The following is a 25,499-nucleotide window of genomic DNA, read 5'->3' as shown; positions in this document are numbered from 1 at the left end:
TGGGTCCGGCGCCGGCGGGGCGGGCCGCCGGCGTGGGTCATCGGATGGGAGTCGGGCGGTCAGGGGGGCGGTCAGGGGGCTTCCGGCTCGCTGACGAAGCCGACCTTGGACAGGCCGGCGCCGGAGGCGTCGCCCAGGACCTGCGCGACGTGGCGATAGGCGGTGTCCTGGTCGGCGCGCAGGTGCACCTCGGGCTGCGGATCCTGGCGGCCGGCCTCGGCGAAGCGGCGGCGCGCCTCGGCGCGGTCGACGGGCTCGCCGTTCCAGAACATCTGGCCGTGGGCGTCGATCGCGAATTCGATCTTGTCCGCCTTGGCGACGTTGGCGGCGGCGTCCACCTTGGGCAGCTGCAGCTTGACCGCATTGGTCAGCAGCGGCGCGGTGACGATGAAGATCACCAGCAGCACCAGCATCACGTCGATGAGCGGCACCATGTTGATCTCGGCGGTGGGCGCGTTGCCGCGCCGGGAGTCGAAGCTGGCGAAGGCCATGCGTGTGCTCCCGTCAGGCGCGGGCGGCCTTGAGCGCCACCGGCTGGGCCGGCGTGCTCGCGGCGGCCAGCGGCTGGCCCATCGCCACGAAGGTGTGGATCTCGTAGGCGAAGGCGTCCAGGCGCGACAGGATCACGCGATTGGCGCGCGTCAGCCAGTTGTAGGCCACCACCGCGGGGATCGCGACGGCCAGGCCGACGCCGGTCATGATCAGCGCCTCGCCCACCGGGCCGGCGACCTTGTCCAGCGTGCCGGCGCCGCTCATGCCGATCGCCACCAGCGCGTGGTACACGCCCCAGACGGTGCCGAACAGGCCGACGAAGGGCGCCGTCGCGCCGACCGTGGCCAGCACGGTCAGGCCGTTTTCCAGGCGCGTGGTTTCCTCGTCCAGGACCTTCTTGATGGTGCGGGTGACGAAGTCGCCGGCGCTGCCGGCCTCCTCCAGCTTGGCGGCGCCGTAGCGCGCGTGGTGGGCCTGCGCGTGCATCGCATGGCTGGCCAGGTGGGAGAAGGGATCGCGCGCGCCGTGGGTGGCGATCTCGTGGGCGACGGCGTCCAGCGAGGTCGCGTTCCAGAAGAAGTCCAGGAAGCGCGTGCTGCGGCGCTTGCTCAGTTGCAGCACGATGCCCTTGATGAGGATGATGGACCACGAGGCCACCGACATCAGCACGAGGATCACCAGCAGCGTCTTGCCGACCGCATCGCTCTGCGCGATGAAGTGGCCGAAGCCGAGGGAGGCGTCATTGTTCACGGTCAATTCTCCAGATCGAAGCTCAAGGGGATGAAGGCCCAGCCCGCCGTCGGCTGGCCGTTCTCGGTGTAGGGGCGGAAGCGCGCCTTGCGCACCGCGTTGACGGCGGCCTCGTCCAGCAGCGGGAAGCCGGTGGAGCGGCTGACCTGCACGGACTGCGGCAGGCCGGCTTCGTCGATGTAGACGCGCACCATCGCCTTGCCGGTCTCGCGCAGGCGGCGCGAGGCGCGCGGGTACTCCAGCTGCGGCGGCACCAGGTACTGCACGGCGGAGGCCGGGATGGTCCTGGGCGGCGCGGGCGGCGCCGGGGGCGCCGGCGGGGCGGGCGGCGTGGGCGCGGCCGGTGGGGCGAGCACGGGCGGCGGCGGCACGGGCTCGGCCACGAAGGTGGGCGCCGGGGACGGCTGCGTCTGCGCGGCCGCGATCAGCGGGACCTTGGGCGGCGGCGTCCTGGGCGCGGGCGGCGGAGGAGGTGGCGGCGGCTTGGGCGCGGCGGGCGGGGCCTCGATGCTGACGAAGATCGGCAGCGCCTCGGCCACGGACTGGCGCACGGCGTCGATCTGCATCAGACCCCAGCCGGCGAGCAGGTGCGCGCCGACGGTGCCGACGACCACGCCGCGCCATTGCGCCGGGGACAGCGCGTCGCGCGAGGCGGGCGGCCGTCGCGCGGCCGAGACGGCCGGACTGCCCGAGCCGTTCGGGCCGGCCGTGCTGGCGGTGGTGCCGGCGCCAGCGTCGGCGGTCGAGCCGGTGGGCGCCGCCGCGACGGCCGGAGAGGGGAGGGAGCTGGACATGTCGGGATCAGGAAAGCCGGCCGGGCGTGCCGCGGCGGGCGACGTGCGCGGGACCGGCGGGGCTCGCGCCGCAGGCGCAGGCGTTGCACAGGCCGCGCAGCACGACGGTGGTTTCGGCCAGGGTGAAACCTTGCTCCCCGGCCAGCGCGCGGATCTGCGCCTCCAGCGCGGCGGAGCGGCGTCCGCTGACCTGGCCGCAGCCGCCGCACACCAGCAGCGCGCCCAGGCGCTCGGCGCGGCGGGCGCTGAACAGCGCCGGGCCCTCGCCGAGCCGGTAGCGCTCGATCAGGCTCACGTCGGCCAGCAGCGACAGCACGTTGTAGATCGACGGCAGGCCGATCGAGCCGCCGTCGCGGCGGATCTCGCTGTAGATCTCGTCCGGCGTCATGAGCCGGTCGCCGGGGGCGTGGGCGCGCAGCACCTCGTAGACCTGCACGCGCATCGCCGTCGGCTTCACGCCGAAGCGGCGCAGCACGGCGGCGCCGTCGCCGCCGTCGAGGGCGTCGACGGCGGCGAGCTCCGGCGACGCGAAGGCGCCGCGGACGAACCGGGAAGGCGATGACAGGTGAGGCACGGCGGACTCGACGGGCTGGGGCGGAAGGGAGGGGCTCCGGGCGGCGTGGCCGGCTCGAAGCTGCTTTCCCTTCCATGCCGCGCGAGGTCCCGAAAAGGGGAACCGCGGCCCTCCACTTTTTTTCGTCGCTGGTGGCCATCGAGTCCCGCGCATCGATCGATGCCAACCCGGGTGGGTGCGGCCGTGTCGGCGGCACGACCGTGGGCACGGGCCTGTGCCCGTGCGTGCGTGCGTCGTCGGCGGGCGGGCGGGCGGGCGGGCGGGACTGCCGCGGGGCCCGTCAGAACTTCAACTGCAGTCCCAGCCGAACGCCCAGCGGCGAGCCCGGCGTGATGTTGTTGTTGCTGTGCGCGAAGGCGTAGTAGCGCCTGTCCAGCAGGTTCTCGACGTTGAGCTGCCAGCGCCAGGCCGGCGCCGGGGCGTAGTACAGCGCGGCGTCCAGGCGCGCGTGGCCGGGCAGGCGGACGGTGTCGTCGGTGCTGGTGAACTGGCTGCTGCGGGCCTGGACGCCCAGGCCCGCGGACCATTGCGGCGTCAGCGTCCAGCGGCTCCAGATCGACAGGTTGTGGCGCGGCACGTGCGGCATCGTCGCGCCGGCCGGCGCCAGCGGCGACAGCGACGCCCGCACGCGGCTGCGCTGCAGCGTGTACGCGGCCATCACCTGCCAGCCCGCGCCGACCCGGCCGGCGGCGCCGAGCTCCAGGCCACGCGTGCGCTGCCCGTCGACCAGCAGCAGCGCCTGCGTCGGCGCCGACGGGTCGGCGACGGCGACGTTCTGCCGGTCGAGCTGGTACAGCGCCGCGCTCAGGTCCAGCCCCGTCGACGGCGCCCACTTCACGCCGCCTTCCCAGTTCTGGAAGCGCTCGGGGGACAGGCTCTGCGTGCCGGGGCTCAGCACGTTGAGCTGGTCACCGGCGCGCAGCGCGTAGCCCAGGCTGTAGTTCGCGTAGATCGACAGCGCCGCCGTCGGCTGGTGCAACAGGCCGATCCGCGGCGACCACAGCCGATCCTGGCTGCGCAGGCGCTGGCCGAGCTGGTGGTCGTCGACATCGACGCGGATCCGGTCGTGCCGCAACCCCACCGTCGCCTGCCATCGCGGCGACAGGCGCAGTTGGTCCTGCCAGTAGGCCGCCACGACATGCACCTCGCTCGCGTTGTCCGGATCGGTGGCGCGGCGGCGGAAGCTCAGCGGGACGCGCGAGACGGAGTCGGTCAGCGGCACCCACAACGAGGTGCTCTCGGGCGTGGTGGCGAAGTAGCCGGTCTCGCGCCGGTTGTCGCCTTGCTGATGGCCGATCTCGACGCCGGCGAGGAAGCGGTGCTCGATGCCGGCGAGCTGCCGCGTCCAGGTCAGGTCGGTCTGGTGAAAGACGTTCTGGCGCCGCATGCGGCTGTTGTGCGCGACCAGCGCGACTTCGAGCGCGCCGGTCGAGGCGTTGGGCCGGACCGAGCCCGGGAAGGCGTTCTGGAAGAACTTGTCGTAGTCGGCCAGCCGGAACTTGTGCTGCAGCGACAGCCCGGGCTGGAGTTCGGCGTCCAACTGGGCGGTGAGGGCGTTCAGGCGGATCCAGGTCGTGCTGACGTCGGGGTTGCCGAAAAAGCGCGCGGGATCGACGTCGACCGGCCGGCCCTGCCACGCGGGGATGCCGCGGTCGGCGGTGCGGCGGTCCTGGAAGTGTTCGTAGCCGACGGTCAGCAGCGTGGCGGCGGCGGGCCGCCACGCGAGCACTGGATTGACCCCGTCGCGCCGCAGGTGGAAGCCGTCGCGGTAGCCGCCGGAGTCCTCGGTCATCAGGTTCAGCCGGGCGGCCAGCGTGGGCGCCAGCAGGTGATCGGCATCCAGCGTGACGCGGCCGTGGCGCCAGCGGCCGGTTTCCAGCGTGAGCTCGTCCTCGTCGCGCCAGCGCGGCTGCTTGGTGATGCGGTTGATCAGGCCGCCGACGGCGCCGTGCCCGACCGCCATCGCGTTGGGGCCGCGCAGCACCTCGACCTGCTCGATGTTGTAGACGTCGCGGTAGTACTGGACGTCGTCGCGCAGGCCGTCCAGCAGGAAGTCCGAGGTCGATGGCGTGCCGCGGAACACCGGCGTGTCGCGGTTGCCCTCGCCCTGCGCGGCGCCCAGGCCGGGCGCGTAGCGCAGCAGGTCGGCCATGCTCTGCGGCGCCTGGTCGCGGATGAAGTCGCGGGACAGCACGCTGACCGATTGCGGCAGCTCCAGCAGCGGGGTCTCGGTGCGGGTCGCCTGCTGGGCGCTGGGCGTGCGGTAAGTGTCGTCGCCGCCGGCGCTGGAACGGATGCGGACTTCGGGCAGCGTGACCGGCGGAGGCGGCGCGTGCTCGGTGGATCCGGTCGGCGTGGCGTCGGGGCGCAGCGTGAGCACGGCGCCATCCTGGACCAGCGCCAGGCCGGAATCCCGCAGCAGTTGGCGCAGGGCCTCGCGGGCCGTGAGGCGTCCGCGCAGGCCGGGCTGGCGGCGGTCGCCGATCAGGCGCAGGTCGACCGAGAACAGCACGCCCGCGTCCGACGCGACCTGGCTCAACGCCGCGGACAGCGGGCCGGGCGGCAGGTCGAAGGCGCGGGGTTCGTCCAGGCCGGCGCGCGGACGCGCGGTGTCCGCCTGGGCGGCCGACGGCGAGCTCGGCGCGGCGCTCCACGCGGCGCCGGCCGCCGCCAGGAGCATCCAGGCGGGGCGGCGGGCAAGGCGGAGGATCGAACGCGAACGGGCCATCCTATGCTTGCCGCATGAGATCGAAAAAGGGGAACGCCGTGCGGGACGAGGCCCGCGCGGTCAGGCCGGCTCGATGCGGATCCACCAGGGCAGGGGCCGGGTGACGCGGACCGGCAAGGTCCTGGTGAGGGCGTCGAAGGTCCGTTCCGGCGCGTCGAGCGGGAAGGCCCCGACGACCCGCAGCGATGCGACCTCGTCCGCGCAACTGATCACCGCGTGCTGGTAGCGGCGCAGCTCGCGGCAGACGGCGGCCAGCGGCAGGCCGTCGGCCACCAGCATGCCGCGCGTCCAGGCGTCGAGGGTGGGCGCGGCGACGGCCGTGTCGCCCAGCCCGTCGCGGGTGAAGCGGACCAGCTCGCCCGGCGCCAGCACGCGCCCCGACGGCGCCGCGGTGGGGCGTACGTCGACGCGGCCGGAGAAGACGGCGAGCCGGCACTGGCCGTCGTCGCGCCGGACGCTGAAGCGCGTGCCCATCGGCCGCAGCTCGCCTTCCGCGAGCGCCAGCAGCCAGGGGCGTCCGGCGGGGTCGTGGCCGGTTTCCACCAGCACCTCGCCGCGCAGCAGGCGCACGCGGCGCTCGGTTTCGTCGTAGCGGACCTGCACGGCGGTGTCGGTGTCCAGCCAGAGCCGGGTGCCGTCGGCCAGCACCAGATCGCGGCGCTCGCCGGTGGCGGTGTGCGCGTCGGCGATCCAGTTCTGCCAGGGCTCGGTGCGCATCGTCAGCCAGCCGGTGGCGCCCAGCACGCCCATCGCGCCGAGCAGCTTGAGCCCGCGTCGGCGCGCCGGCCGCCGCGTCTGCATCGCCTGCAGCGCGCGCGACGCCGCGCCGCGGTCCACCTGCTCGTCCAGCTGGCGCAGGCGGGCGTTCAGGGCCTCGACGCGTTGCCAGGCGGCGGCGTGGGACGGATCGGCGTCGATCCAGCGCTGCCAGTCGCGGCGATCATCGGGGGTGGGGCTGCCGGCCAGCAGGGCGAACCATTCGGCGGCGCGGGCGAGGGGGTCCGGCGGCGCGTCGGGGCGGGCCGACACGTCAGTTGCTCCGGCGCAGCAGCTTGTCCATCACCTGCGCCATGTACTTCTTGACCATGCGGTCGGAGACGCCCAGCTCCTCGGCGATCTCGGCATAGGTGAGCCCGTCCAGCTGCGCCATCAGGAAGGCGCGGCTCGCCTTGGGCGGCAGGCCGTCGAGCAGCTCATCGATCTCGACCAGCGCCTGGACCGCCTCGGCGCGCGCCTCGGGCGAGCCGTGCAGCGTCTGCCCCTGCACCTGCAGCGCGTCGATGTAGGCGCGCTCCAGGTCCTGCCGACGCCACAGCGACACCACCAGCCCGTGGGCGACGGTGGTCAGGAAGGCGCGCGGTTCCTGCAGGCTCTGCATCGCCTTGTTCGCGAGCACCTTCAGGAAGGTGTCGTGGGTCAGGTCCTCGGCGCGATGGCGGCAGCCCAGCTTCTTGCTCAACACGCCGCGCAGCCAACCATGGTGGTCGGCATAGAGCGCGCCAAAGGCTTGACTGGAATCGGATCGCATGGGGCCGGACGGGTGAGGAGCAGGCGCTCGGAGGCGAAAGGCGCAAATGATAACAATTTGCATTGGAGCGCGCCATCGGGCCAATCCGGGGTGGGCGTCAGACGGCCATGCGGCGATCCCGCCGGACGCCGAGGGCCTGGGTCAGGGCAAGGCTTGCGCGGGGCCCGCGTACTGCGCGTCGCTGACCTGCTCCAGCCAGGTGACCGGGCTGCCGGCCACTTCCTCAGCGATGGCGATGTGGGTCATCGCCGCGCCGGGCGACGCGCCGTGCCAGTGCTTCACGCTAGGCGGGATCCAGACGACGTCGCCGACGCGCATCTCGCGGATGGGGCCGTCCTGGAACTGCACCAGGCCGACGCCTGCGGTGACGATCAGCGTCTGCCCGAGCGGGTGCGTGTGCCAGGCGGTGCGAGCGCCGGGCTGGAAGGTCACCGAGGCGCCCGAGGCGCGCGCCGGCGCGTGGGCCGTGAGCAGCATCTCGACGCGCACCCGACCGGTGAAGTAGTCCGCCGGCCCGTCGAACGCGGCGCGCTCGTGCGGGCGGGTGAGGTTGGCGACCGTCGTCGAGATCGCCGGCGCGCCGGGACTCGGCGCCGCCTCGACCTCCGCCGGCGCGGCGCCGGCGGCCGCGCCGGTGACGAGCAACGCGCCCAGCGCGTGCCGCGTGGCGGCTTGAGCGGCGTCGCCGCGAGTCTTCATGACCATGGGGTGTCCTTCGATGAAACGATGCGATGCACGGCTTCAATGTAGGCAGCCGATTGACAAGCCACTAGCCCCTGGATCATTGAAGGATTGACAAGCTGGAGTTGCCAATGAAGCAGGGCCGCGGGGATAAGATCCCGCGCCATGCCGATCAACGAACTCCGCGCCATCGGAATCTTCATCCAGACCGCCGAGCAGGGCAGCCTGCGCAAGGCCGCCGCGACGCAAGGCGTCACGCCGCAGGCCGCCAGCCAGGCGCTGGCGCAACTGGAGCAGCACCTGGGCGTGCGGCTGTTCCATCGCACGACGCGCAACATGGCGCTGACGGCGGAGGGGCAGCAGCTGCTCGATGCCGTGCGTCCGCCGACCTACGCGCTGCAACGGGCGCTGCAGGGCGTGCGCCTGGCCCGGGACGACATCGCCGGCCCGTTGCGCATCATCGGCCCGCGCTCGACCTTCCGGCCGGTGATCTGGTCGCTGCTCGACGAGTTCTGCCAGGCGCATCCCGACATCCAGCCCGACGTCCAGCTGGACGACCGCATCGGCAACTGGGTCGAGGACCGGGTCGACGTCGGCTTCCGCATCGGCGCGTCGGCGGCGGAGGGCGTGGTCGCGCGGCGGCTGTTCCCGCTGCAGCTGATCATCTGCGCCGCGCCCGCCTACCTGGAGCGCCACGGCGCGCCCGCCGGACTGGAGGACCTGGGCCAGCATCGCTGCAGCGCCTTCCGTCATCCGGTGACCGGGCGGGTGGTGCCCTGGCACCTGAAGATCGGCGACGCGATCGTCGATCACGAGGTGGTGCCGGCCCTGTTCACCAACGACGAGGACCTGGAGATCGACGCCGTGATGGCCGGCCAGGTCATCGGCGTGCTGACCGGCGTGACGGCGGCGGCGCACATCCGGTCGGGCCGGCTGGTGCCGCTGCTGACGCCGCACATGGCCGATCACATGAGCCTGCACCTGTACTACGGCAGCCGCTCGGCGCAGCCCTCGCGCGTGCGAGCCTTCATCGAGCTGGCGATCGCGCGCCTGACCGACAGCGCCGAGTTCACGCTCGGCGCCAAGGAACTGGCCGCGGCGGAAGCGCGGGGACGCAAGGCCGCGAAGGCGCGTGCCCGGGGCTGAGCCTCGCCGGCGCGCCGGCCGCATCAGGCCGCGACGGTCGCGGTGTCGGGCAGCTTCGCGATCACCTTGATCTCGAACTGGAAGCCGTAGAGCCAGGTCACGCCGATGCCGGTCAGCGTGGGATGGGGTGCCTCGCCCCAGTACTCGCCGACCACCTGCCAGATGGGCTCGAAACGCGTCTCCGGGTCGACGATGAACACCGTCACGTCGACCACGTCCCGGAAGCTGCAGCCGGCCGCCGCCAGGATCGCGTTCAGGTTGTCGAAGGCAAGGCGGACTTGCGCCGCCAGGTCGGGCTCCGGCGAGCCGTCGGGGCGGCTGCCCACCTGGCCGGAGACGAACAGGAAGCCATGGGAACGAATGGCCGGCGAGTAGCGGTTGCGCTCGTAGAGTGCCTGGCGACCGGAGGGGAAAACGACGTCGCGTGTGGACATGGCAAAGGGGGCCTCGAAGGCGGAAGTGAAAGGATGGACGGAACTCTAGGAGGCCGGCCGCCGCCGATAAACAGGCAGGTCGCACAATCACTGTTTGGATTCGCCAAACAATCTTCGAGGGCACGTGGCATGGACCGTTTCGATGCGCTGCAGGCATTCGCCCGCGTGGTGGAGGCGGGCAGCTTCACCAAGGCGGCGCAGACGCTGCACATGAGCAAGACCACGGTGACGCAGCTCATCCAGCAACTGGAAGCGCGGCTGCGCGTGAAGCTGCTGAACCGCACCACGCGGCAGGTCAAGGTCACGGCCGACGGCGCCGCGTATTACGAGCGCGTGGTGCGTGTGCTGGCCGACCTGGAGGACGCCGATACCGGCCTGTCGAGCGCGCTGTCCACCCCGCGGGGCCGGTTGCGCGTGGACGTGCCCAGCCCCTTCGCGCGGATGATCCTGGTGCCCGCGTTGCCGGCCTTCCACGCGCGTTATCCGGACATCCAGTTCGACCTGGGCGTCAGCGACCGCAGGGTCGACCTGATCGGCGACAACGTGGACTGCGTGCTGCGCGGCGGCGAGCTGACCGATGCCTCGCTGATGGCGCGTCGCGTCGGGGAGTTGCAGCTTGGCGTGTACGCCGCGCCGTCGTACCTGGAACGCGCCGGCATGCCGACCCATCCGCGCGAGTTGGAGGACGCGCATCACCGCGTCGTCGGTTTCCTGAGCACCCGCACCGGCAAGGTGGCACCGATCGCGATGCGGCGCGAGGGCGAGCACCTGGCGGTGCAGGGGCGTTACGTCGTGGCCGTCGACGACGGCAACGCGTACCTGGCCGCGGGGCTGGCGGGCATGGGCGTGCTCTGGCTGCCGCGCTACATGGCCGAGCCGCATGCGGCGCGCGGCGAGCTGGCGCCACTGTTCGGCGATTGGCGCTTCGACCCGATGCCGATGTACGTGGCCTTTCCGCCGAACCGGCATGTCAGCGCGAAGCTGCGGGTGTTCATCGACTGGGTGGATGAACTGATGGCGCAGTCCGCCTCGGGCTGATTGGCCAAAACGGAGCCGGAGCCCCGGCCTCGGGGCGTCGAGCATCGAGCATCGAGCGCGGCTCGCGGCTCGCGGCTCGCGGCTCGCGGCTCGTCGCGATGACCGCCTTGCCTCTATTCAATAATTCGACTATTATCGAAATATGGAAGAAAACGATGTTGTCCGCGCGCTGGGAGCCCTGGCGCAGCCGCTGCGCCTGCAGGTGTTCCGCGCGCTTGTCGTCGTCGGCGAGACGGGGCTGACGCCCGGCGCGATTCAAGAGGCGCTCGGCGTTCCGGCCGCGACGCTGTCCTTCCACCTCAAGGAACTGGTGGCGTCGGGCCTCGTGTCGCAGGAGCGCTCGAGCCGCAACCTCATCTATCGCGCCGCCTACGGGCGCATGAACGAGCTGCTGGGCTACCTCACGGAAAACTGCTGCCAGGGCGCGGCATGCGCCGTGGAATCAACGTCGACGAACTGCGGCTGCTGAAGAAGGAATACCCATGGCATCGAAGGTCTACAACGTGCTGTTCATCTGCACGGGAAACTCCGCGCGTTCCATCCTCGCGGAAGGGCTGCTCAACCGCATGGGCCATGGGCGTTTTCACGCCTTCTCGGCCGGCAGTGAACCGAGGGGCGAGGTGCATCCGCTGGCGTTGAAGGCGCTGCGCGACCTGGGCATTGCCACGGATGGATTGCGCAGCAAGAGCTGGGAGGAGTTTGCCCGGCCAGGGGCCCCCGTGATGGACTTCGTGTTCACCGTCTGCGACCAGGCCGCTGGCGAGGTCTGTCCCGTCTGGCCGGGCCAGCCGCTGACCGCGCATTGGGGACTGCCCGACCCCGCCGCGGTCGAAGGCAGCGAAGACGCGAAGCAGCAAGCCTTCCGCGCCGCGGCCGTGACGATGAAGCGCCGCCTGGAATTGATGATGGCCTTGCCGCTCCAGACCCTGGACGCCATGGCCATTCACAACGAAGTCCGGCACATCGGGACACGCTGAATCATGACCACCAACGTGCTCATCCTGTGTACCCACAACTCGGCCCGCAGCGTGCTGAGCGAGGGCCTGCTGAACCACTGGGCCCGGCGTCTGGGCCGGGATATCCGGGCCTTCAGCGCCGGCAGCGCGCCGAGCGGCCGCGTCAACCCGCATGCCTTGCAGGCGCTGGCCAAGGCCGGCATCGACACCGACGGCTGTCGGAGCAAAAGCTGGGACGAATTCATCGCCGAGGGCGCGCCACGGATGCGTGCCGTCATCACCGTCTGCGACAGCGCCGCGGCGGAGCAATGCCCGTACTGGCCGGGCAGCCCGGTGAAGGTGCACTGGGGCTACGCCGACCCGTCGAACGCGCCCGAGGCGGACAAGCCGCAGGCCTTCGAGCTGACCCGCGACGCCATCGGCTACCGGATGCTGCAACTGGCGCTGCTGCCGCTGGACACCATGAGCGACGCTGAACTGCAGCAGGCGCTGCATGCTATCTCCACCTCCTGAAGCTCCGAGCTCCGAGCTCCGAGCTCCGAGCTTCGATCCCCACTCCCTGACGCCCCGAATCCCTGCCATGACCTCTGCCGTAGTCGATTCCTCCGTCGACGCCGGGAAGCCGAGCATCGGCTTCTTCGAGCGTTACCTCAGCGTCTGGGTGGCGCTGTGCATCGTCGTCGGTGTCGCGCTGGGGCAGTTCTTCCCCGGTTTGTTCCGGGCCGTCGCTTCGTTCGAGGTGGCGCAGGTCAATCTGCCGGTGGGGCTGCTGATCTGGCTGATGATCGTCCCGATGCTGCTGAAGATCGACTTCGCGGCGCTGGGCCAGGTGAAGGCCCATGCCCGGGGCATCGCCGTCACGCTGTTCATCAACTGGGCCGTGAAGCCGTTCTCGATGGCGCTGCTGGGCTGGATCTTCGTGCGGCAGCTCTTCGCCCCGTGGCTGCCGGCGGACCAGCTGGACAGCTACATCGCCGGGCTGATCCTGCTGGCCGCCGCACCGTGCACGGCGATGGTCTTCGTCTGGAGCCAGCTGTGCAAGGGCGACCCGTACTTCACGCTGTCGCAGGTCGCGCTCAACGACGCCATCATGATCATCGCCTTCGCGCCCCTCGTGGCCTTGCTGCTGGGGCTGTCCGCCATCACCGTGCCGTGGGACACGCTGCTGGTCTCGGTCGGTCTGTACATCGTCGTGCCGGTGATCCTGTCGCAGCTGTGGCGCCGACGCCTGCTGCGTCGCGGCGCCGATCACTTCCAGGCGGTCGCGGCCGGGCTCGGTCCGCTCTCGATCGCGGCGCTGCTGCTGACGCTGGTGCTGCTCTTCGCCTTCCAGGGCGACCGCATCATCGAGCAGCCATTGGTCATCGCCTTGCTGGCCGTGCCCATCCTCGTGCAGGTGGTCTTGAACTCCGGCCTGGCCTACTGGCTCAACCGCAGGCTGGGCGTGAAGCACTGCATCGCGGGTCCGTCGGCGCTGATCGGCGCGAGCAACTTCTTCGAGCTGGCCGTGGCCACGGCCATCAGCCTCTTCGGCTTCCAGTCCGGCGCCGCGTTGGCGACGGTGGTCGGGGTGCTGATCGAGGTGCCGGTGATGCTGGCGGTCGTCGCCGTCGTGAACCGGTCGCAAGCCTGGTATGAACGAGGAGCCCTGCGTGCTTGAACTGGATCAGACCTTCCCGGCGTTGCTGCCGGAGCTTTTCGATGTACCGGACGCCGGGCGGCTGGCAGCCCATGAGCCGTCAAGGCACCGCCCCCGCTTCCTGATGCTCTACGGCTCGCTGCGCGCCCGCTCGTACAGCCGCTTCGCGACATTCGAGGCGGCCCGCCTGCTGCAGGCCATGGGCGGCGAGGTGAGGATCTTCGACCCGTCAGGCCTGCCACTGCCCGACGACGCGGCCGACACGCACCCCAAGGTCCAGGAACTGCGCCAACTGGCGGCCTGGGCCGAAGGCATGGTCTGGTGTTCCCCCGAGCGTCATGGCGCCATGACTGGCGTGATGAAGTCGCAGATCGACTGGATACCGCTGACCTCGGGCGCCATCCGTCCGACGCAGGGCAAGACGCTGGCGGTGATGCAGGTCTCGGGCGGGTCGCAGAGCTTCAATGCCGTGAACCAGATGCGCGTGCTGGGGCGCTGGATGCGGATGCTGACGATCCCCAACCAGTCGTCGGTGGCCAAGGCCTATGCCGAATTCACCGAGGAGGGCCGCATGAAGCCGTCCTCGTACTACGACCGCGTGGTGGACGTGATGGAGGAACTGTTCAAGTTCACGCTGCTGACGCGCGATCTCGGGCCCTATCTGGCCGACCGCTACAGCGAGCGCAAGGAGTCCGCCGAGCAGCTGTCCGCGCGGGTCGATCAGGGCGCGATCTGAGCGGCGGCCCACCCGTCACGGGCCAGGCGTCAGGCCAGCCGTCCGGATGACGCGCCACGCGCCCGGATGACGCCGACACGCACGCCGCGTATAAACCGTGCCAACGCCCGCCGTCGCCGGAGCGCCTTCCGCCTCAGGACGTCCCTTGGCCTACACCCACACGCTGCTGCGCGAGACCTACCGCTTCCCCGACCTGAAGGCGCTGCTGGCCAAGGCCAGCCCGCCGCGGTCGGGCGATCAGCTCGCCGGCATCGCCGCCGCCAGCGAGGCCGAGCGCGCTGCGGCCCGGTTGGCGCTCGCGGACGTGCCGCTGCGGCGCTTCCTCGACGAGGCGCTGATCCCCTACGAGTCCGACGAGATCACCCGGCTGATCCTCGACGACCACGATCCCGTCGCCTTCGCCGGCATCGCGCATCTGACCGTGGGCGAGTTCCGCGACTGGTTGCTGCGCGCCGAGACCGACACCGCGGCGCTGACCCGTGTCGCGTCCGGCCTGACGCCGGAGATGGTGGCGGCGGTCTCCAAACTGATGCGCAACCAGGACCTGATCGCCGTGGCGCGCAAGCGGCCGGTGGTGACGCGCTTCCGCAGTACCGTGGGGCTGCCGGGCCGCCTGGCGGTGCGGCTCCAGCCCAATCACGCGACCGACGATCCGAAGGGCATCGCGGCGTCCATGCTGGACGGGCTCATGTACGGCTGCGGCGACGCCATGATCGGCATCAACCCCGCATCGGACCAGCCGGCCGCGATCGGCGATCTGCTGCGCATGGTCGACGAGCTGCGCCAGCGCCACGACATCCCGACGCAGTCCTGCGTGCTGACGCATGTCACGACCACCCTGGCCGCGATCGAGCAGGGCGCGCCGGTCGACCTGGTGTTCCAGTCCATCGCCGGCACGGAGCAGGCGAACGCCGGCTTCGGCGTGTCGCTGTCGCTGCTGGCACAGGCGCACGCGGCCGGGCTGTCGCTGGCGCGGGGCACGGTGGGGCGGCAGTTGATGTACTTCGAGACCGGGCAGGGCAGCGCGCTGTCGGCCGAGGCGCACCACGGCGTGGACCAGCAGACCTGCGAGACGCGGGCCTACGCGGTGGCGCGCAAGTTCGATCCCTTCCTGGTCAACACGGTGGTCGGCTTCATCGGGCCCGAGTACCTGTACGACGGCAAGCAGATCATCCGTGCCGGGCTGGAGGACCACTGCTGCGGCAAGCTGCTGGGCGTGCCGATGGGCGTCGACATCTGCTACACGAATCACGCCGAGGCCGACCAGGACGACATGGACACGCTGCTGACGCTGCTGGGCGTGGCCGGCGTCAACTTCATCATGGGCGTGCCGGGCGCGGACGACGTGATGCTGAACTACCAGAGCACCTCGTTCCATGACGCGCTGTATGCGCGCGAGGTGCTGGGGCTGCGGCGCGCGCCGGAATTCGAGGACTGGCTGGCGCGCATGGGCATCACCGACGAGCGTGGCGCGCTGCGGCGCGCGGGACCGACGCAGCCGTTGCTGGCGGGCGCGCGGGACTGGGTGAGGACGGCATGAGCGACCTGATCGAGCCGGATCCCTGGACGTCGTGGCGGCAGTTCACGAATGCGCGCATCGCGCTGGGCCGGACCGGCCACGCGCTGCCGACCGCGCCGTGGCTGGCCTTCAACCTGGCGCACGCACAGGCGCGGGATGCGGTGCATCACCCGCTGGATGTGCCGGCGTTGGAGGCCGTGTTGCGCGAGCACGGTCACGAGGTCGTGACGGTCAGCAGCGCCGCGCCGGATCGGGCGCATTACCTGCGCCGGCCGGATCTGGGACGAAGGCTGTCCGACGAGAGTCGCGCGTTGATCGGGGCGGTGGCGGCAGGGACGACGGTGGAGGCGCCGCCGCCGGAGCTGGTCTTCGTCATCGCCGACGGGCTGTCGGCGACGGCCGCGGCGAAGCAGGCGGCGCCGGTGCTCGACGCGGTGCTGCCGCGTCTGGACGGCTGGACGATCGGCCCGATCGTCATCGCCACGCAGGCGCGCGTCGCACTGGGGGACGAGGTCGGCGAGTTGCTGCACGCCCGTTTCGTCGTGATGCTGATCGGGGAGCGGCCCGGGCTGAGCTCGCCGGACAGCCTCGGCCTCTATCTCACGCACGCGCCGCGGGTCGGCTGCCGGGACGCGCAGCGCAACTGCATCTCCAACGTCCGCCCCGAGGGCCTGAGCTTCGCCGCGGCGGCGTACAAGCTGCATCACCTGCTGACGCAGGCACGGCGGCTGGGCCTGACGGGCGTTGGGCTGAAGGATGAGAGCGGGCCGTTCCTGGACGACCGGACCTGAAGCACGCGACGGGCGTCAGGCCCGATCGCGCTTCTCCCCGAACTGCTCCCCCGCCCGCGCCAGATTCGCCTTCACCACCAGCACGTGGAACGGCAGGATCAGCGCCAGATAAAACTTCCCGAGCCAGTTGTGGCAGTTCACCACGGTGGTGGCGACGACCTCGCGCCGCGCCGATCCCGCTTGCGGGCGGATCAGGATGGACAGCTGGAAATCGAGGTGCCGGTCGTTCTCGCCGAACAGCACCTCGGTGGGCGTGGTCGAGAGGATGCGGAAGAACGCCACGTGCGGCGTGCCGCTCTTCGCCAGTTCGTCCTGCATCGCCGTGGCCGTCTTCAGGCCGAAGGGCTTGACCATCGCGTCCCGCATCCGGATCAGCGCGAGAAACCAGCCGGGCGGTCGCTCCAGCGTCGCGCGCGCCAGGGTCAGCGCGTCGTTCGGGGCGTCGTCCGCGAGCGTCATCGCGAAGGCGTCGCTCATGCTCGCCGTGGCGTAGCGGGAGGCCAGTCGGCTTTCGGCGGGCGGGGCGACGCGACGGCTGCGGGACATGCGAGGGTTCCTGGACGAAGGGGCCGGCGATCTTCGCATGCCCATCGCCGCCGCCCGTGACGGACCGATGTCGCATCACCCCGGCGCGCCCCTTGCCATGGCGGTCTCATGCCCCTCGTCACCTCCCGCGCGTACCGATGCGCCTGCGGTCACCGCGTCTTTTTCCGCAACAGCGAATGCCTGGCCTGCCGGGCGCCGCTGGGCTTCCTGGCGGACGACCTCGCGATGCATGCCCTGCTGCCGGGGCCGTCCGCCGGCACGTGGCTCCTGCACGGCCGCGACGGTCGCTACGCGCGTTGCGGCAATTTCGCCACCGCGGCCGCGTGCAACTGGCTGGTGGCGATCGACGGTGCCGGCCGCCGCTTCTGCCCGGCCTGCGCGCTGAACCGCACCATCCCCAACCTCGCGGATCCGGAGAACGCCGAGCGCTGGGGCCGGCTGGAGCGCGCCAAGCGCCGGCTGGTGTCGCAGTTGCTCGGCCTGGGCCTGCCGGTCACGCCCCGCTCGACCGATCCGGCGAACGGGCTCGCCTACGACTTCCTGCGCGCGATGCCGGGTCAGCCGCCCGTGACGACGGGACATCGCGCCGGCGTCATCACCATCGACGTGGACGAGGCCGACGAGGCCGCCTGCGAGGCGGCTCGCAAGGCGCTGGGCGAGCCCTACCGCACCTTGCTGGGGCATTTCCGGCACGAGGTCGGTCACTATTACTGGGACCGGCTGATCGCCGGCGGCGCCTGGCACGAGCCGTTCCGCGAGCTCTTCGGCGACGAGCGGACCGACTACCAGGAAAGCCTGCGCCGCAACTACGGGCAGGATCGGCGCCCCGACTGGCGCGACCGCTTCATTTCCTCGTACGCCAGCGCGCATCCCTGGGAAGATTGGGCGGAGTCCTGGGCCCACTACCTGCACTTGCGTGACACCATCGACACCGCCGCCAGTTTCGGACTGGTGATCGGGACCGACCGACGCGGCGACGGACCGTTCGCGCCGCATCACCTCTGGCGGTCGGACAGCCCCTCCAGCGCCGATTTCCTGCAGTTGCTGCACGACTGGCTGGAGATCACCAGCGTGATGAACGAGATGTCCCGCGCGATGGGACAACGCGACTTCTATCCCTTCGTGCTGGCCCCGCGGGTCGTCCCGAAGCTCCATTTCATCCATTGCGCCATCGATGCCGCCGCGCGGCGGATCGAGCCGCGCCCCATGAGCCTGACCGCATGATCCGCCTGGACCTTCACGTCGAACTGGACTACCAGATCGAAGCGCCCCACGGCGACTTCCTCTTCAACATCCAGCCCGCCCGGACCGCGGCGCAGACCGTGAGCGACGAGCGTCTGAGCTTCGTGCCGGCGGTGCCGTGGCGCAGCGAAACCGTGCCCGGCACGACGAACCGCCTGATCCGCGTGCAGGCGCCGCCGGGGACGTTGCACCTGACGTACTCGGCGACGGTGACGATCCGGCACTTCAGCGCCGATCCGGCGACGGTGCGCGAGACCCCGTTGCACGAGCTGCCCATCGACGTGCTGCCGTACCTGATGCCCAGCCGGTACTGCGAGTCGGACCGGCTGGGCAACCTGGCGAGCGCCGAGTTCGGCGCGTTGCCGCTCGGCCATGAGCGGGTGCGGGCGGTGATGGCCTGGGTGCGGCGGAACCTGACCTACGCGGCCAACTCGTCGACCTCGCGCACGACGGCGGTAGAGACGCTGACCGAGCGCAGCGGCGTGTGCCGCGACTTCGCGCACGTGATGATCGCGCTGTGCCGTGCGCTGAGCCTCCCGGCGCGTTTCGTGACGGGCACCGACTATGGCGCCGACCCGTCCAAGGCGGCCGACTTCCACGCCTACGTCGAGGTCTACCTGGACGGACGCTGGTACCTCTTCGACCCCTCCGCCACCGGCATCCCCCAGGGCTTCCTGCGCATCGGCACCGGACGGGATGCCGCCGACGTGCCGTTCGCGATGATGTTCGGTCAGGTGGTGTCGCATTACGCGCCGCTGGTGCGCGCGGTGGCCGTGGCGGGGCCCGGCCTGGAGCTGCCGACCCTGAGCGATCTGGCCCTGTCGACGGACGCCGGGAGCGACGCGGCGGTGCCCGGCATCGCCTGGGCCGCGACGACGACGGACGCGACGGGCGTGATGAATGCCGCCAGCGCGGCCAGCGCGACGAATGCGATGAGCACGCCGAACGGCTTGAGGGCGATGAACGCAGGCGGCCCCGAGATCGCGTGGAGCGCTTCCAGCCCATCGCTCGCCGTCACCACCGCCGGCGCATCGAGCGCCGCCGATGCCGGGACGCCTGGCGTCGACCCCTATCGAGCGGTCGACGCCTCGCGCACGCCGTCCGCGTTCAGCGCGTAGCCGCTGACCGCCAGCCCCGCATCGGCCCGGGCGACGCGCAGCGTGCCCTTCGCGGTGACGACGTCCATTGCGTGGAGACCCGGCACCTTGGCCGCCGCGCGCACATGCACGATCTGGTTGGGCGGTGGCGGCGGGGAGTGGATGCAGGCGCCGAAGTAGGGCACGAGCAGGAACTCGTCCAGCCCATCCCAGCTCACCTGCAGCGGGACGACATAGCCGGTGATCGCCACCTTGCGGCCGTCCAGGTCCTGCCGCAGCGGTGCGTCCTGGAAGGCCTGCGCCATGTCCTGCTGCCAGGCCTGCGCGGTGGTGTCGCCGTCGCGGATGGTGGACAAGTCCAGCCCGCGATAACGCGCCAGTGGATCCCATCCGGGCGGCACGAGCTCCGACCAGGGCAAGGCGTCGTAGCCCGGCGTGGCCGCGCCCGGGGCCTCGGGCAGGTCGGCGGCGGCCGGCGCCGGCGGCAGGCGCGCATGCGGCGCCGCCTGGAACCTCAACGCCAGCGGCACGGCGCCGAGCACGGCGATCAGGCTGGCCGCGCCCAGCAGCGCGCGCCGCATCAGCGCCGGCCTTCGCGATAGGGCGCCACCTGCGCGGCGTCGAGCCGGTAGCCGCTCATGCCCATCTCGGTGGCGACGCGCTCCAGCCGCATCACGCCGCTGGTCCAGACCGTGTCCATGGCCCGCACGTTCTGCGCCGGGCGGGCCAGGCGCACATGGACGATCTGGTTGGCGGGCGGCGGCGGCGTGTGGATGCACGCGCCGAAGTAGGGGACCAGCAGAAACTCCCGCAGCCCTTCCTTGTCCGATTGCAGCGGCACCACGTAGCCGGGCAGCTTCACCGCATCGCCGTCCAGCGTCTCCACCAGCGGTGCGTTGTCGAACTCGGCGCGCATCTCGTCCATCAATTCGATGATGCGAGGGTTGGCGTCGCCCAGGCGATCCAGGTTCATCCCACGGAATTTCTTCATCGGGTCCCAGCCCATCGGCACCAGATGCCGCCACGTGAGCTCGCGATAGCCGGAAGCACCCCCGGCGGCGCTGGCGCCAGCACCGCTGGCTGCGGCGGAGCTTGTACCGATGCTCGCGCTCGCGCTCGCGCCCGTGCCCGTGCCGCTGGCGCTGGCGCTGGCGCTCGCGCCCGACGCGGGCCCCGCGGCCGGCCTGGGCCGGACGCTGGGAGCGCCCTGCGTGGCTGCGCGCGCCAGCGGCATGAGCGAGGTGAGCGGCGCGAAGCCGCTCGCCAGCGTCGCGATCAGGGCATGTCGTCGTTGCATCGTCAGGTCCTCGGCGACAGGCCGTCGCTCAGTGAAAGCGCATAGGCCCGCAGGCCGGGCAGCAGGCTCGCGAGCCAGCCGCAGCCGAGCACGACGAGCAGCAGTCGCCATTCATCCGGGCGCGGCGGCGCGGCGCTCAGGCGCAGGCCGTAGTGCGCCTGCACCCACGGGCCGGCCAGGTAGACCGTCGCCAGGCTGAGCAGCGTCCCGGCCGCGACGCCGATCAGCGTGATCGCCATGCCCTCCAGCGCCAGCAACGCCAACACGTGACGCGGCCCGGCGCCGACGGCGCGCAGGATGGCCAGCTCGCGGCGGCGCTCGTTCAGGCCGGCCCAGATCACCGCCACCAGCCCGGTCAGGCTGACCAGCGCGACCAGGCCGCTCATCAGCTGCAGGCCGCGCTCGCCCAGCGCCACGGCATCCCACAACTCGTCCAGCGCCACGCCGGGCAGCACCGCCAACAGCGGCTCGGCGCCGAAGGCGTTGACCTTGCGCTGCACCGCGAAGACCGCGCTGCGCTGCTTGAGGCCCACCAGCGCCGCCGTCACCTGGCGCGGGGTCAGGTCGTGCCGGCCGACATCGTCCGCCGCCACCGCCATGCCGGGCAGCGGTGCGCCGGCCACCCAGTCGAGATGGATCGCCTCCATGCCGGCCAGCGTGATGTGCACCGACCGGTCCACCGGCGTGCCCGTGCGCGCCAGGATGCCGATCACGCGGAACGGCTTGTCCGCGTGATCGTTGGCCGCGAGCGCGCCGTCGCCATGGCTCAGTACCAGCGCATCGCCGAGCCGGTAGCCCAGCGCGGCGGCGACCTCGGCGCCCAGGACCGCGCCGAAGATGTCCGTGTGAGGCTGCGTCGGATCGGCCTCGGCGGCATCGCGGAAGGCACGGCCCTGGGCGAGCGTCAGCGGCAGCGCGTCGCCATAACGGAAGTGCTCGAAGTAGCCGCTGCTGGTCGCCACCACCGGAAAGCCGCGATGCGAGTCGCCCAGCGAGATCGGTACCACCCACGCCACCGCCGGCAGCCGCGACAGCGCCTGCACGCTGGACCAGCCGATGTTGTTGGTGGCGCTGCCGATGCGGAACACCGAATACAGCAGCAACTGGACCGGCCCGGTGCGCGCGCCGACGATCAGGTCGGTGCCGGAGACGGATTCCGAGAAGGTCTCCCGCACGTCCTGCTTCACCCGTGCCATGCCGAACAGCGCGATCGTGGACAACGCGATCGACAGCGCTACCAGCGACAGCACGAAGCGGCGGTTCCAGGCGCTCTGGGCCGCCAGGCGCCACAGCGTGCCCATCGCGTTCATCGCGCTCATGCGGCCTCCGTCGCCGTCGCCGCGGCGGCGCGGTTCAGCCGCGCCAGGTCCAGCACGCGGCTGAAGGCCGGCGCGAGCCGCCCGTCGTGGCTGACGAAGAGCAGGGCGCTGCCGGCATCGCGACAGGCCTGATGCAGCAACGCCATGAACCGGTCGCGATGGTCCTCGTCGAGCGCGGAGGTGGGCTCGTCGGCGATCACCAGCTCGGGCCGCCCCAGCAGCGCGCGCACCGCGGCCACGCGCTGCTGCTGGCCTACCGAGAGCTGGTCGGCGCGGCGTCGTTCCGTGTCCGCGTCGATCCCCATCCGCGCCAGCAGCAGCGAGGCCTGCGCGCCCGCGTCGCCGGCACGCCGGGCACGGCGCCGCGAGAAGGCGCAGGACAGCAGGGCGTTGTCCCGCGCCGATCGATAGGGCAGCAGGTTGAACTGCTGGAAGATGTAGCCGACGTGATCGGCGCGATGACGGTCGCGCCGCGCGCCGGACAGCGCGCGCCAGGACTGCCCGAGCAGCGCGACCTCGCCCGCCTCGGCGGTCAGCACCCCCGTGATCAGCGACAGCAGCGTGCTCTTGCCGCAGCCGCTGGGGCCGCGCAGGAAGACGGATTCACCGGCATGCAGCGTGAACTCGGGGATGTCCAGCGTGTCGCGGGCGGCGCCCGGCCAGCGGAAGCGCAGATCGCGCACGCTCAGGAGCGGCGCTTCGCTCATGGCGCGAGCCTCACCGTGTCCACCGGCCGTTGCAGCGTGCGCTTGCGTTGCCCCTTGGGACCGGCGATCTGCACCTCCAGGCGCTGCAGCCGGGGGAAGTCCCGGAACAGCGTGTGGGACAGCGAGTTCAGCCTGGCCGGCTGAGCGCAGCGGAAGGTGTAGCTCGCGTCGAGGTCCATGTGCTTGCCGGCTTCCGACGCCCCATCGGCCGGCGTCTTGTTGGCCCGCGCCCCGTCGGTTGGCGCCGTGATCAGGGCGGAGTCGAGCCGGGCGGACTCGAAGCGGCAACCCGCCTCGGGCGCGGGGCGCCACAGCGTCGCGCCGTCCCGCATCCGCGTCAGCATGCGTTGCGTGGCGGCTTTCTCTGCATCGGTGCGAGGCTGATGCTCGAAGCCGAGCAGGCTGTCCAGCGGTGCCTCGAGCGCGACGGTCAACTGATCGCCGTCGACGACCACGTCGACGCGGATCACGCCGTGTTCATGGGCGCCGTGGCCCGCGTGCGATGCTTCCGCGTCGTGCGTCATCTGCGCTTCTTCCGCCAGCGCGGAGGCGCCGGCGAGCAGCGATGCGGAGGCGGTCAACGCGAGCAGGCCGGTGCGCGCCATGGCGGTGAATGCGGCCAGCGGTGCGGGGAGGCGATCGGTCATGGACAAGTCCTGTTTTCAGTGAGAGAGGTCCCAGGCGGGAAACGGATCGGGCAGGTGGCGCCAGTGGCCCGGGCCGAGCCGGTGGCGTTCGTCGGACAGCAGGCAGTCGTCCAGCGCGCGGGACAGCGCGGCGCGGTCCAGCGATTGGCCGATGAAAACGAGCTCCTGGCCGCGCTCGGCCGGCGGCACGTTCCACTGGCCCACGGGGTCCAGTTGCGTCATCGCGCCGGCGCCGGACAGGCAGCCCAGCCACTCGGGGCGGCTGGCCAGCCACACGTAGCCCTTGTGCCGCAGCAGCCCCGGCGGCGGCTCGCAGATCAGGCGATGCAGGCGCTCCGCGTCGAAGGGGCGCGAGGCGCGATAGACGAAGCTGGCGATGCCGTACTCGTCGGCCTCCGAGTGGTCGTGGCCCTCCAGCGCCTTGACCCAGCGCGGCATGGCCTCGGCGCGCTCCAGGTCGAACAGCCCGGTGCCGAGCACCTGGTCCAGCGGCACGTCGCCGCGGCGCGCGTCGATGATCTCGGCGTCCGGGTTGAGCGCGTGCAGCAGCGCATGGACGCGTTCCAACTGGGCCAGGCCGACGAGGTCCGTCTTGGACACCACGATGACGTTGGCGAATTCGATCTGCTCGACCAGCAACTGCACCAGCCGCCGCCCGTCGTCGTCGCCGGCGACGGCGCCGCGATCGGACAGGAAGTCCTCGCTGTCGAAGTCGCGCAGCAGGTTGAAGGCGTCGACAACGGTCACCATCGTGTCGATGTGGGCCAGGTCCTTGAGGCTCCGGCCCTGCTCATCCGTGAAGTCGAAGGTGGCGGCGATCGGCATCGGCTCCGAGATGCCGGTGGATTCGATCAGCAGGTGGTCGAAGCGGTCCTCCTCGGCCAGCCGGCGCACCTCCACCAGCAGGTCGTCGCGCAGCGTGCAGCAGATGCAGCCGTTGCTCATCTCGACCATGCGCTCCTCGGTGCGGGACAGCCCGACGCCGTCGCGTCGTGCGCTGTCACGGACCAGCGAGGCGTCGATGTTGACCTCGCTCATGTCGTTGACGATCACCGCCACGCGCAGGCCTTCGCGGTTGCGCAGGATGTGGTTCAGCAGCGTGGTCTTGCCGGCGCCGAGGAAGCCCGACAGCACCGTGGTCGGCAGGCGTCGGCGGGCGCGCCGTGGGGCGTGGCCTGGCGCGTGAGCCGGTACATGCCCTGGGACGTGACCTGGAACAGGGCCCGGCACGTGACCGGGCGCGTGGCCCGAAGCGCGAGGCGTCGGCTCGTCGCCGTCCGCGACGGTGTCTTGAAAGGGAGGGGGCGTGCTCATGGGAGGAACTCCGCGTCGGTTGGAAATCAGTGCAGCCAGTGCGCGGCCATCGGCAGCGCCACCACGCCGGCCGACATCGCCAGGGCATGCGGCGCCGCGCCGCCGCGTCCGTCGCGCTGGTGCAGCCACGGCATCAGGTCGGCGACGGCGATGTAGATCAGACTGGCGGCGGCCAGCGCGAGCGCATGCGGCAGCAGCCCCTGCATGCCGTCCAGCGCCAGCCAGCCGACCAGCCCGCCGAGCACCGACGTCAACCCGGACAGCGCGTTGCCCAGGACGGCCTCGCGGCGCGGCCAGCCCGCCGCCGACAGCACGACGAAATCGCCCAGCTCCTGCGGGATCTCGTGCAGCGTGACCGCCACCGCCGTGGTCAGGCCCAGCCAGGGATGGACCAGGAAGGCGCCGGCGATCAGCACGCCGTCGACGAAGTTGTGCAGGCCGTCGCCGATCAGCACGGTCCAGGGCGCGCCGCGGAGACTGTCCGACGCGGGCGGCGCCGCCGCGACCGGTGCCTGCGCCCGCGCGCGGCGGTCCCGGGACCAGCGCTCGATCAGGTGAAAGAGCAGCAGCCCCGCCAGCACCGAGCCGAGGATCTGTTGCGGCTCGCTGGTCGAGGCCAGTGCCTCGGGCAGCAGGTCCAGCAGCGCGGCGGCCAGCATCACGCCGGCGGCGAAGGCGACCAGCCGCTCACGCATGCCGGAGGAGAGCCGATGCGTCAGCGCGGCGGCGATGGCCAGGCTCAGCACCGAGCTCAACAGGCAGGCGGCCAGGATCATGCCGATCAGCATGGGACGCCTCCCGGCAGGCCGCGGTTGCCTGGCGGGCGGCTCGTCGCCGCCGAAGGTGATGTCAATTGGTAATGAGAAGTCATTTGCATTAGTGAGCATGCCAGAATCCGCGCATCGAGGCCAGACCTCCCGCCGAAATCCATGGAACGATCTACCCGCCAGCGCGCCGCTATCCGCACCGTCATCGATGAATCCGGTCGTCCGCTGTCACCGCAGGAGGTGATGGAGGCGGCGCAGGCGGAGGTGCCCGGCCTGTCGCTGGCCACCGTCTACCGCAACCTCAAGCAACTGATCGAGGCGGGTGAGATCGCGTCGGTCAGCCTGCCGGGCGACAGTCCGCGCTACGAGTCCGCGCAGCACTCGCACCACCATCACTTCCAGTGCACCGAATGCCAGCGGGTCTTCGACGTGCACGAGTGCCCGGGCGACATGACGGCGCTGGCGCCGGCCGGCTTCACGGTCGAGCGTCACGAGCTGACGCTGTATGGCCGGTGCAGCGATTGCGCCGCCGCGACGGCGAAGGCGCGGCGCCCGGCTGCCGCGAAGGTGCACGGGAAACCGGCGGCGACGCCCGCGAGGGCCACGGCCAGGAGCGCCGCCGCGCAGGCCGGTCCCGCCGCGAAGGGCGGCGCAAGGGCGGCTACCGGGATGGCGACCAGAACGGCCACGAAGACCGCCACGAAAGCGGCCGCGACGAGAGGCGCGAAGACGCCCCCCGAGCCCAGGACGAAGGTCG

General features: G+C 71.5%; 28 protein-coding genes and 1 pseudogene. 12 read left to right on the top strand and 17 right to left on the bottom strand.

Annotated elements, in window-relative coordinates; all coding sequences use genetic code 11:
* Positions 1–71: 71 nt before the first annotated feature.
* From CDN99_RS21620 to CDN99_RS21585, 8 genes are all read right to left on the bottom strand, one after another.
* Positions 72–491 (bottom strand): ExbD/TolR family protein, encoded by a 420-nt coding sequence (locus CDN99_RS21620; RefSeq protein ID WP_088386981.1) that lies wholly within the window; start codon positions 489–491, stop codon positions 72–74.
* Between the two features lie 13 nt (positions 492–504).
* Positions 505–1,248 (bottom strand): MotA/TolQ/ExbB proton channel family protein, encoded by a 744-nt coding sequence (locus CDN99_RS21615; RefSeq protein WP_310732490.1) that lies wholly within the window; start codon positions 1,246–1,248, stop codon positions 505–507.
* The gene (locus CDN99_RS21610) at positions 1,245–2,036 is read right to left on the bottom strand and encodes an energy transducer TonB (protein WP_088386980.1); all 792 of its coding nucleotides are present in this window, start codon (positions 2,034–2,036) and stop codon (positions 1,245–1,247) included. The genes CDN99_RS21615 and CDN99_RS21610 overlap by 4 nt, the downstream gene beginning before the upstream one ends.
* 7 nt (positions 2,037–2,043) lie before the next feature.
* On the bottom strand, positions 2,044–2,610 hold the full coding sequence (locus tag CDN99_RS21605; protein ID WP_141100908.1) for a Fur family transcriptional regulator: 567 nt from the start codon (positions 2,608–2,610) through the stop codon (positions 2,044–2,046).
* A 280-nt stretch (positions 2,611–2,890) separates the two neighbouring features.
* Entirely contained in the window at positions 2,891–5,338 is a 2,448-nt protein-coding gene (locus tag CDN99_RS21600) for a TonB-dependent siderophore receptor (RefSeq protein ID WP_088386978.1), read from the bottom strand.
* A 60-nt stretch (positions 5,339–5,398) separates the two neighbouring features.
* On the bottom strand, positions 5,399–6,367 hold the full coding sequence (locus CDN99_RS21595) for a FecR domain-containing protein (protein WP_088386977.1): 969 nt from the start codon (positions 6,365–6,367) through the stop codon (positions 5,399–5,401).
* 1 nt (position 6,368) lies between these two features.
* Entirely contained in the window at positions 6,369–6,866 is a 498-nt protein-coding gene (locus CDN99_RS21590; RefSeq protein WP_088386976.1) for a sigma-70 family RNA polymerase sigma factor, read from the bottom strand.
* A gap of 141 nt (positions 6,867–7,007) precedes the next feature.
* A complete protein-coding gene (locus tag CDN99_RS21585) occupies positions 7,008–7,571 on the bottom strand; it encodes a (R)-mandelonitrile lyase (protein ID WP_375134457.1) in 564 nt (187 codons plus the stop codon).
* A 141-nt stretch (positions 7,572–7,712) separates the two neighbouring features.
* On the opposite strand from CDN99_RS21585, the gene CDN99_RS21580 reads away from it, so the two are divergent.
* A complete protein-coding gene (locus tag CDN99_RS21580; RefSeq protein ID WP_088386975.1) occupies positions 7,713–8,693 on the top strand; it encodes a LysR family transcriptional regulator in 981 nt (326 codons plus the stop codon).
* Between the two features lie 23 nt (positions 8,694–8,716).
* Here CDN99_RS21580 and CDN99_RS21575 read toward each other — a convergent pair whose 3' ends face one another.
* Entirely contained in the window at positions 8,717–9,127 is a 411-nt protein-coding gene (locus CDN99_RS21575) for a RidA family protein (protein WP_088386974.1), read from the bottom strand.
* Between the two features lie 129 nt (positions 9,128–9,256).
* Here CDN99_RS21575 and CDN99_RS21570 point away from each other — a divergent pair, with 129 nt between their 5' ends.
* From CDN99_RS21570 to eutC, 8 genes are all read left to right on the top strand, one after another.
* Complete coding sequence (locus CDN99_RS21570) at positions 9,257–10,165, top strand: LysR family transcriptional regulator (RefSeq protein WP_088386973.1); 909 nt, start codon at positions 9,257–9,259, stop codon at positions 10,163–10,165.
* 142 nt (positions 10,166–10,307) lie between these two features.
* Positions 10,308–10,634, top strand: coding sequence for an ArsR/SmtB family transcription factor (locus CDN99_RS21565; protein WP_088386972.1), 327 nt, complete (start codon positions 10,308–10,310; stop codon positions 10,632–10,634).
* Positions 10,635–10,647: 13 nt separating this feature from the next.
* Positions 10,648–11,142 (top strand): arsenate reductase ArsC, encoded by a 495-nt coding sequence (locus CDN99_RS21560; protein ID WP_088386971.1) that lies wholly within the window; start codon positions 10,648–10,650, stop codon positions 11,140–11,142.
* A gap of 3 nt (positions 11,143–11,145) precedes the next feature.
* Entirely contained in the window at positions 11,146–11,634 is a 489-nt protein-coding gene (locus CDN99_RS21555) for an arsenate reductase ArsC (RefSeq protein WP_088386970.1), read from the top strand.
* Between the two features lie 67 nt (positions 11,635–11,701).
* Entirely contained in the window at positions 11,702–12,781 is a 1,080-nt protein-coding gene (gene arsB, locus CDN99_RS21550; protein ID WP_088386969.1) for an ACR3 family arsenite efflux transporter, read from the top strand.
* A complete protein-coding gene (gene arsH / locus CDN99_RS21545; RefSeq protein ID WP_310732489.1) occupies positions 12,774–13,496 on the top strand; it encodes an arsenical resistance protein ArsH in 723 nt (240 codons plus the stop codon). Before arsB ends, arsH begins: the two co-directional genes overlap by 8 nt.
* Before the next feature lie 145 nt (positions 13,497–13,641).
* Entirely contained in the window at positions 13,642–15,036 is a 1,395-nt protein-coding gene (locus CDN99_RS21540; protein WP_088386967.1) for an ethanolamine ammonia-lyase subunit EutB, read from the top strand.
* On the top strand, positions 15,033–15,806 hold the full coding sequence (eutC, locus tag CDN99_RS21535) for an ethanolamine ammonia-lyase subunit EutC (protein WP_088386966.1): 774 nt from the start codon (positions 15,033–15,035) through the stop codon (positions 15,804–15,806). The genes CDN99_RS21540 and eutC overlap by 4 nt, the downstream gene beginning before the upstream one ends.
* A 15-nt stretch (positions 15,807–15,821) precedes the next feature.
* Here eutC and CDN99_RS21530 read toward each other — a convergent pair whose 3' ends face one another.
* On the bottom strand, positions 15,822–16,352 hold the full coding sequence (locus CDN99_RS21530; protein ID WP_158218918.1) for a DUF2867 domain-containing protein: 531 nt from the start codon (positions 16,350–16,352) through the stop codon (positions 15,822–15,824).
* 108 nt (positions 16,353–16,460) lie between these two features.
* Here CDN99_RS21530 and CDN99_RS21525 point away from each other — a divergent pair, with 108 nt between their 5' ends.
* Positions 16,461–17,576 (top strand): zinc-binding metallopeptidase family protein, encoded by a 1,116-nt coding sequence (locus CDN99_RS21525; RefSeq protein ID WP_088386964.1) that lies wholly within the window; start codon positions 16,461–16,463, stop codon positions 17,574–17,576.
* Positions 17,573–18,712, top strand: a complete 1,140-nt coding sequence (locus tag CDN99_RS21520) for a transglutaminase-like domain-containing protein (protein ID WP_088386963.1) — start codon at positions 17,573–17,575, stop codon at positions 18,710–18,712. The genes CDN99_RS21525 and CDN99_RS21520 overlap by 4 nt, the downstream gene beginning before the upstream one ends.
* Here the strand turns inward: CDN99_RS21520 and CDN99_RS21515 are convergent.
* Genes CDN99_RS21515 through CDN99_RS21485 form a run of 7 tightly spaced genes read right to left on the bottom strand, consistent with a single transcriptional unit; the run spans position 18,664 to position 24,763 of the window.
* Positions 18,664–19,272, bottom strand: a complete 609-nt coding sequence (locus tag CDN99_RS21515) for a DUF3299 domain-containing protein (protein WP_088386962.1) — start codon at positions 19,270–19,272, stop codon at positions 18,664–18,666. The genes CDN99_RS21520 and CDN99_RS21515 overlap by 49 nt on opposite strands.
* Positions 19,272–19,988: a DUF3299 domain-containing protein gene (locus tag CDN99_RS21510; protein WP_238139647.1), complete on the bottom strand. Its 717-nt coding sequence runs from the start codon at positions 19,986–19,988 to the stop codon at positions 19,272–19,274. The genes CDN99_RS21515 and CDN99_RS21510 overlap by 1 nt, the downstream gene beginning before the upstream one ends.
* Before the next feature lie 2 nt (positions 19,989–19,990).
* On the bottom strand, positions 19,991–21,289 hold the full coding sequence (locus CDN99_RS21505) for an ABC transporter permease (RefSeq protein ID WP_088387057.1): 1,299 nt from the start codon (positions 21,287–21,289) through the stop codon (positions 19,991–19,993).
* 14 nt (positions 21,290–21,303) lie between these two features.
* Positions 21,304–22,014, bottom strand: a complete 711-nt coding sequence (locus CDN99_RS21500; RefSeq protein WP_088386961.1) for an ATP-binding cassette domain-containing protein — start codon at positions 22,012–22,014, stop codon at positions 21,304–21,306.
* The gene (locus CDN99_RS21495; protein ID WP_088386960.1) at positions 22,011–22,661 is read right to left on the bottom strand and encodes a DUF2796 domain-containing protein; all 651 of its coding nucleotides are present in this window, start codon (positions 22,659–22,661) and stop codon (positions 22,011–22,013) included. Before CDN99_RS21495 ends, CDN99_RS21500 begins: the two co-directional genes overlap by 4 nt.
* Before the next feature lie 15 nt (positions 22,662–22,676).
* Positions 22,677–23,975 carry a GTP-binding protein gene (locus CDN99_RS21490; protein ID WP_088386959.1) on the bottom strand — a complete coding sequence of 433 codons (1,299 nt, stop codon included), beginning with the start codon at positions 23,973–23,975 and terminating at the stop codon, positions 22,677–22,679.
* A gap of 26 nt (positions 23,976–24,001) precedes the next feature.
* Positions 24,002–24,763, bottom strand: coding sequence for a ZIP family metal transporter (locus tag CDN99_RS21485; protein ID WP_158218917.1), 762 nt, complete (start codon positions 24,761–24,763; stop codon positions 24,002–24,004).
* Between the two features lie 141 nt (positions 24,764–24,904).
* Between CDN99_RS21485 and CDN99_RS29420 the strand changes: the two are divergent.
* Positions 24,905–25,273 (top strand): annotated as a pseudogene (locus tag CDN99_RS29420) (Fur family transcriptional regulator); the annotation flags it as partial.
* Between the last annotated feature and the right edge of the window lie 226 nt (positions 25,274–25,499).

The sequence above is a fragment of the Roseateles aquatilis genome (genome assembly GCF_002205645.1).
GTDB classification, from domain to species: Bacteria; Pseudomonadota; Gammaproteobacteria; order Burkholderiales; family Burkholderiaceae_C; genus Roseateles; species Roseateles aquatilis.
Note: the sequence above shows the minus strand (reverse complement) of the source record. Positions and strands in the feature narration are given on the sequence as shown.

Coding starts and splice junctions, on each gene's coding strand:
- CDN99_RS21560 (WP_088386971.1), top strand. CDS start 10,648: ATGGCATCGAAGGTCTACAACGTGCTGTTCATCTGCACGGGAAACTCC.
- CDN99_RS21485 (WP_158218917.1), bottom strand. CDS start 24,763: ATGCTGATCGGCATGATCCTGGCCGCCTGCCTGTTGAGCTCGGTGCTG.
- CDN99_RS21500 (WP_088386961.1), bottom strand. CDS start 22,014: ATGAGCGAAGCGCCGCTCCTGAGCGTGCGCGATCTGCGCTTCCGCTGG.
- CDN99_RS21580 (WP_088386975.1), top strand. CDS start 7,713: ATGCCGATCAACGAACTCCGCGCCATCGGAATCTTCATCCAGACCGCC.
- CDN99_RS21490 (WP_088386959.1), bottom strand. CDS start 23,975: ATGAGCACGCCCCCTCCCTTTCAAGACACCGTCGCGGACGGCGACGAG.
- CDN99_RS21515 (WP_088386962.1), bottom strand. CDS start 19,272: ATGCGGCGCGCGCTGCTGGGCGCGGCCAGCCTGATCGCCGTGCTCGGC.
- CDN99_RS21530 (WP_158218918.1), bottom strand. CDS start 16,352: ATGTCCCGCAGCCGTCGCGTCGCCCCGCCCGCCGAAAGCCGACTGGCC.
- arsB (WP_088386969.1), top strand. CDS start 11,702: ATGACCTCTGCCGTAGTCGATTCCTCCGTCGACGCCGGGAAGCCGAGC.
- CDN99_RS21570 (WP_088386973.1), top strand. CDS start 9,257: ATGGACCGTTTCGATGCGCTGCAGGCATTCGCCCGCGTGGTGGAGGCG.
- CDN99_RS21525 (WP_088386964.1), top strand. CDS start 16,461: ATGCCCCTCGTCACCTCCCGCGCGTACCGATGCGCCTGCGGTCACCGC.
- eutC (WP_088386966.1), top strand. CDS start 15,033: ATGAGCGACCTGATCGAGCCGGATCCCTGGACGTCGTGGCGGCAGTTC.
- CDN99_RS21575 (WP_088386974.1), bottom strand. CDS start 9,127: ATGTCCACACGCGACGTCGTTTTCCCCTCCGGTCGCCAGGCACTCTAC.
- CDN99_RS21495 (WP_088386960.1), bottom strand. CDS start 22,661: ATGACCGATCGCCTCCCCGCACCGCTGGCCGCATTCACCGCCATGGCG.
- CDN99_RS21565 (WP_088386972.1), top strand. CDS start 10,308: ATGGAAGAAAACGATGTTGTCCGCGCGCTGGGAGCCCTGGCGCAGCCG.
- CDN99_RS21510 (WP_238139647.1), bottom strand. CDS start 19,988: ATGCAACGACGACATGCCCTGATCGCGACGCTGGCGAGCGGCTTCGCG.
- CDN99_RS21585 (WP_375134457.1), bottom strand. CDS start 7,571: ATGGTCATGAAGACTCGCGGCGACGCCGCTCAAGCCGCCACGCGGCAC.
- CDN99_RS21520 (WP_088386963.1), top strand. CDS start 17,573: ATGATCCGCCTGGACCTTCACGTCGAACTGGACTACCAGATCGAAGCG.
- CDN99_RS21610 (WP_088386980.1), bottom strand. CDS start 2,036: ATGTCCAGCTCCCTCCCCTCTCCGGCCGTCGCGGCGGCGCCCACCGGC.
- CDN99_RS21505 (WP_088387057.1), bottom strand. CDS start 21,289: ATGGGCACGCTGTGGCGCCTGGCGGCCCAGAGCGCCTGGAACCGCCGC.
- CDN99_RS21600 (WP_088386978.1), bottom strand. CDS start 5,338: ATGGCCCGTTCGCGTTCGATCCTCCGCCTTGCCCGCCGCCCCGCCTGG.
- CDN99_RS21620 (WP_088386981.1), bottom strand. CDS start 491: ATGGCCTTCGCCAGCTTCGACTCCCGGCGCGGCAACGCGCCCACCGCC.
- CDN99_RS21555 (WP_088386970.1), top strand. CDS start 11,146: ATGACCACCAACGTGCTCATCCTGTGTACCCACAACTCGGCCCGCAGC.
- CDN99_RS21590 (WP_088386976.1), bottom strand. CDS start 6,866: ATGCGATCCGATTCCAGTCAAGCCTTTGGCGCGCTCTATGCCGACCAC.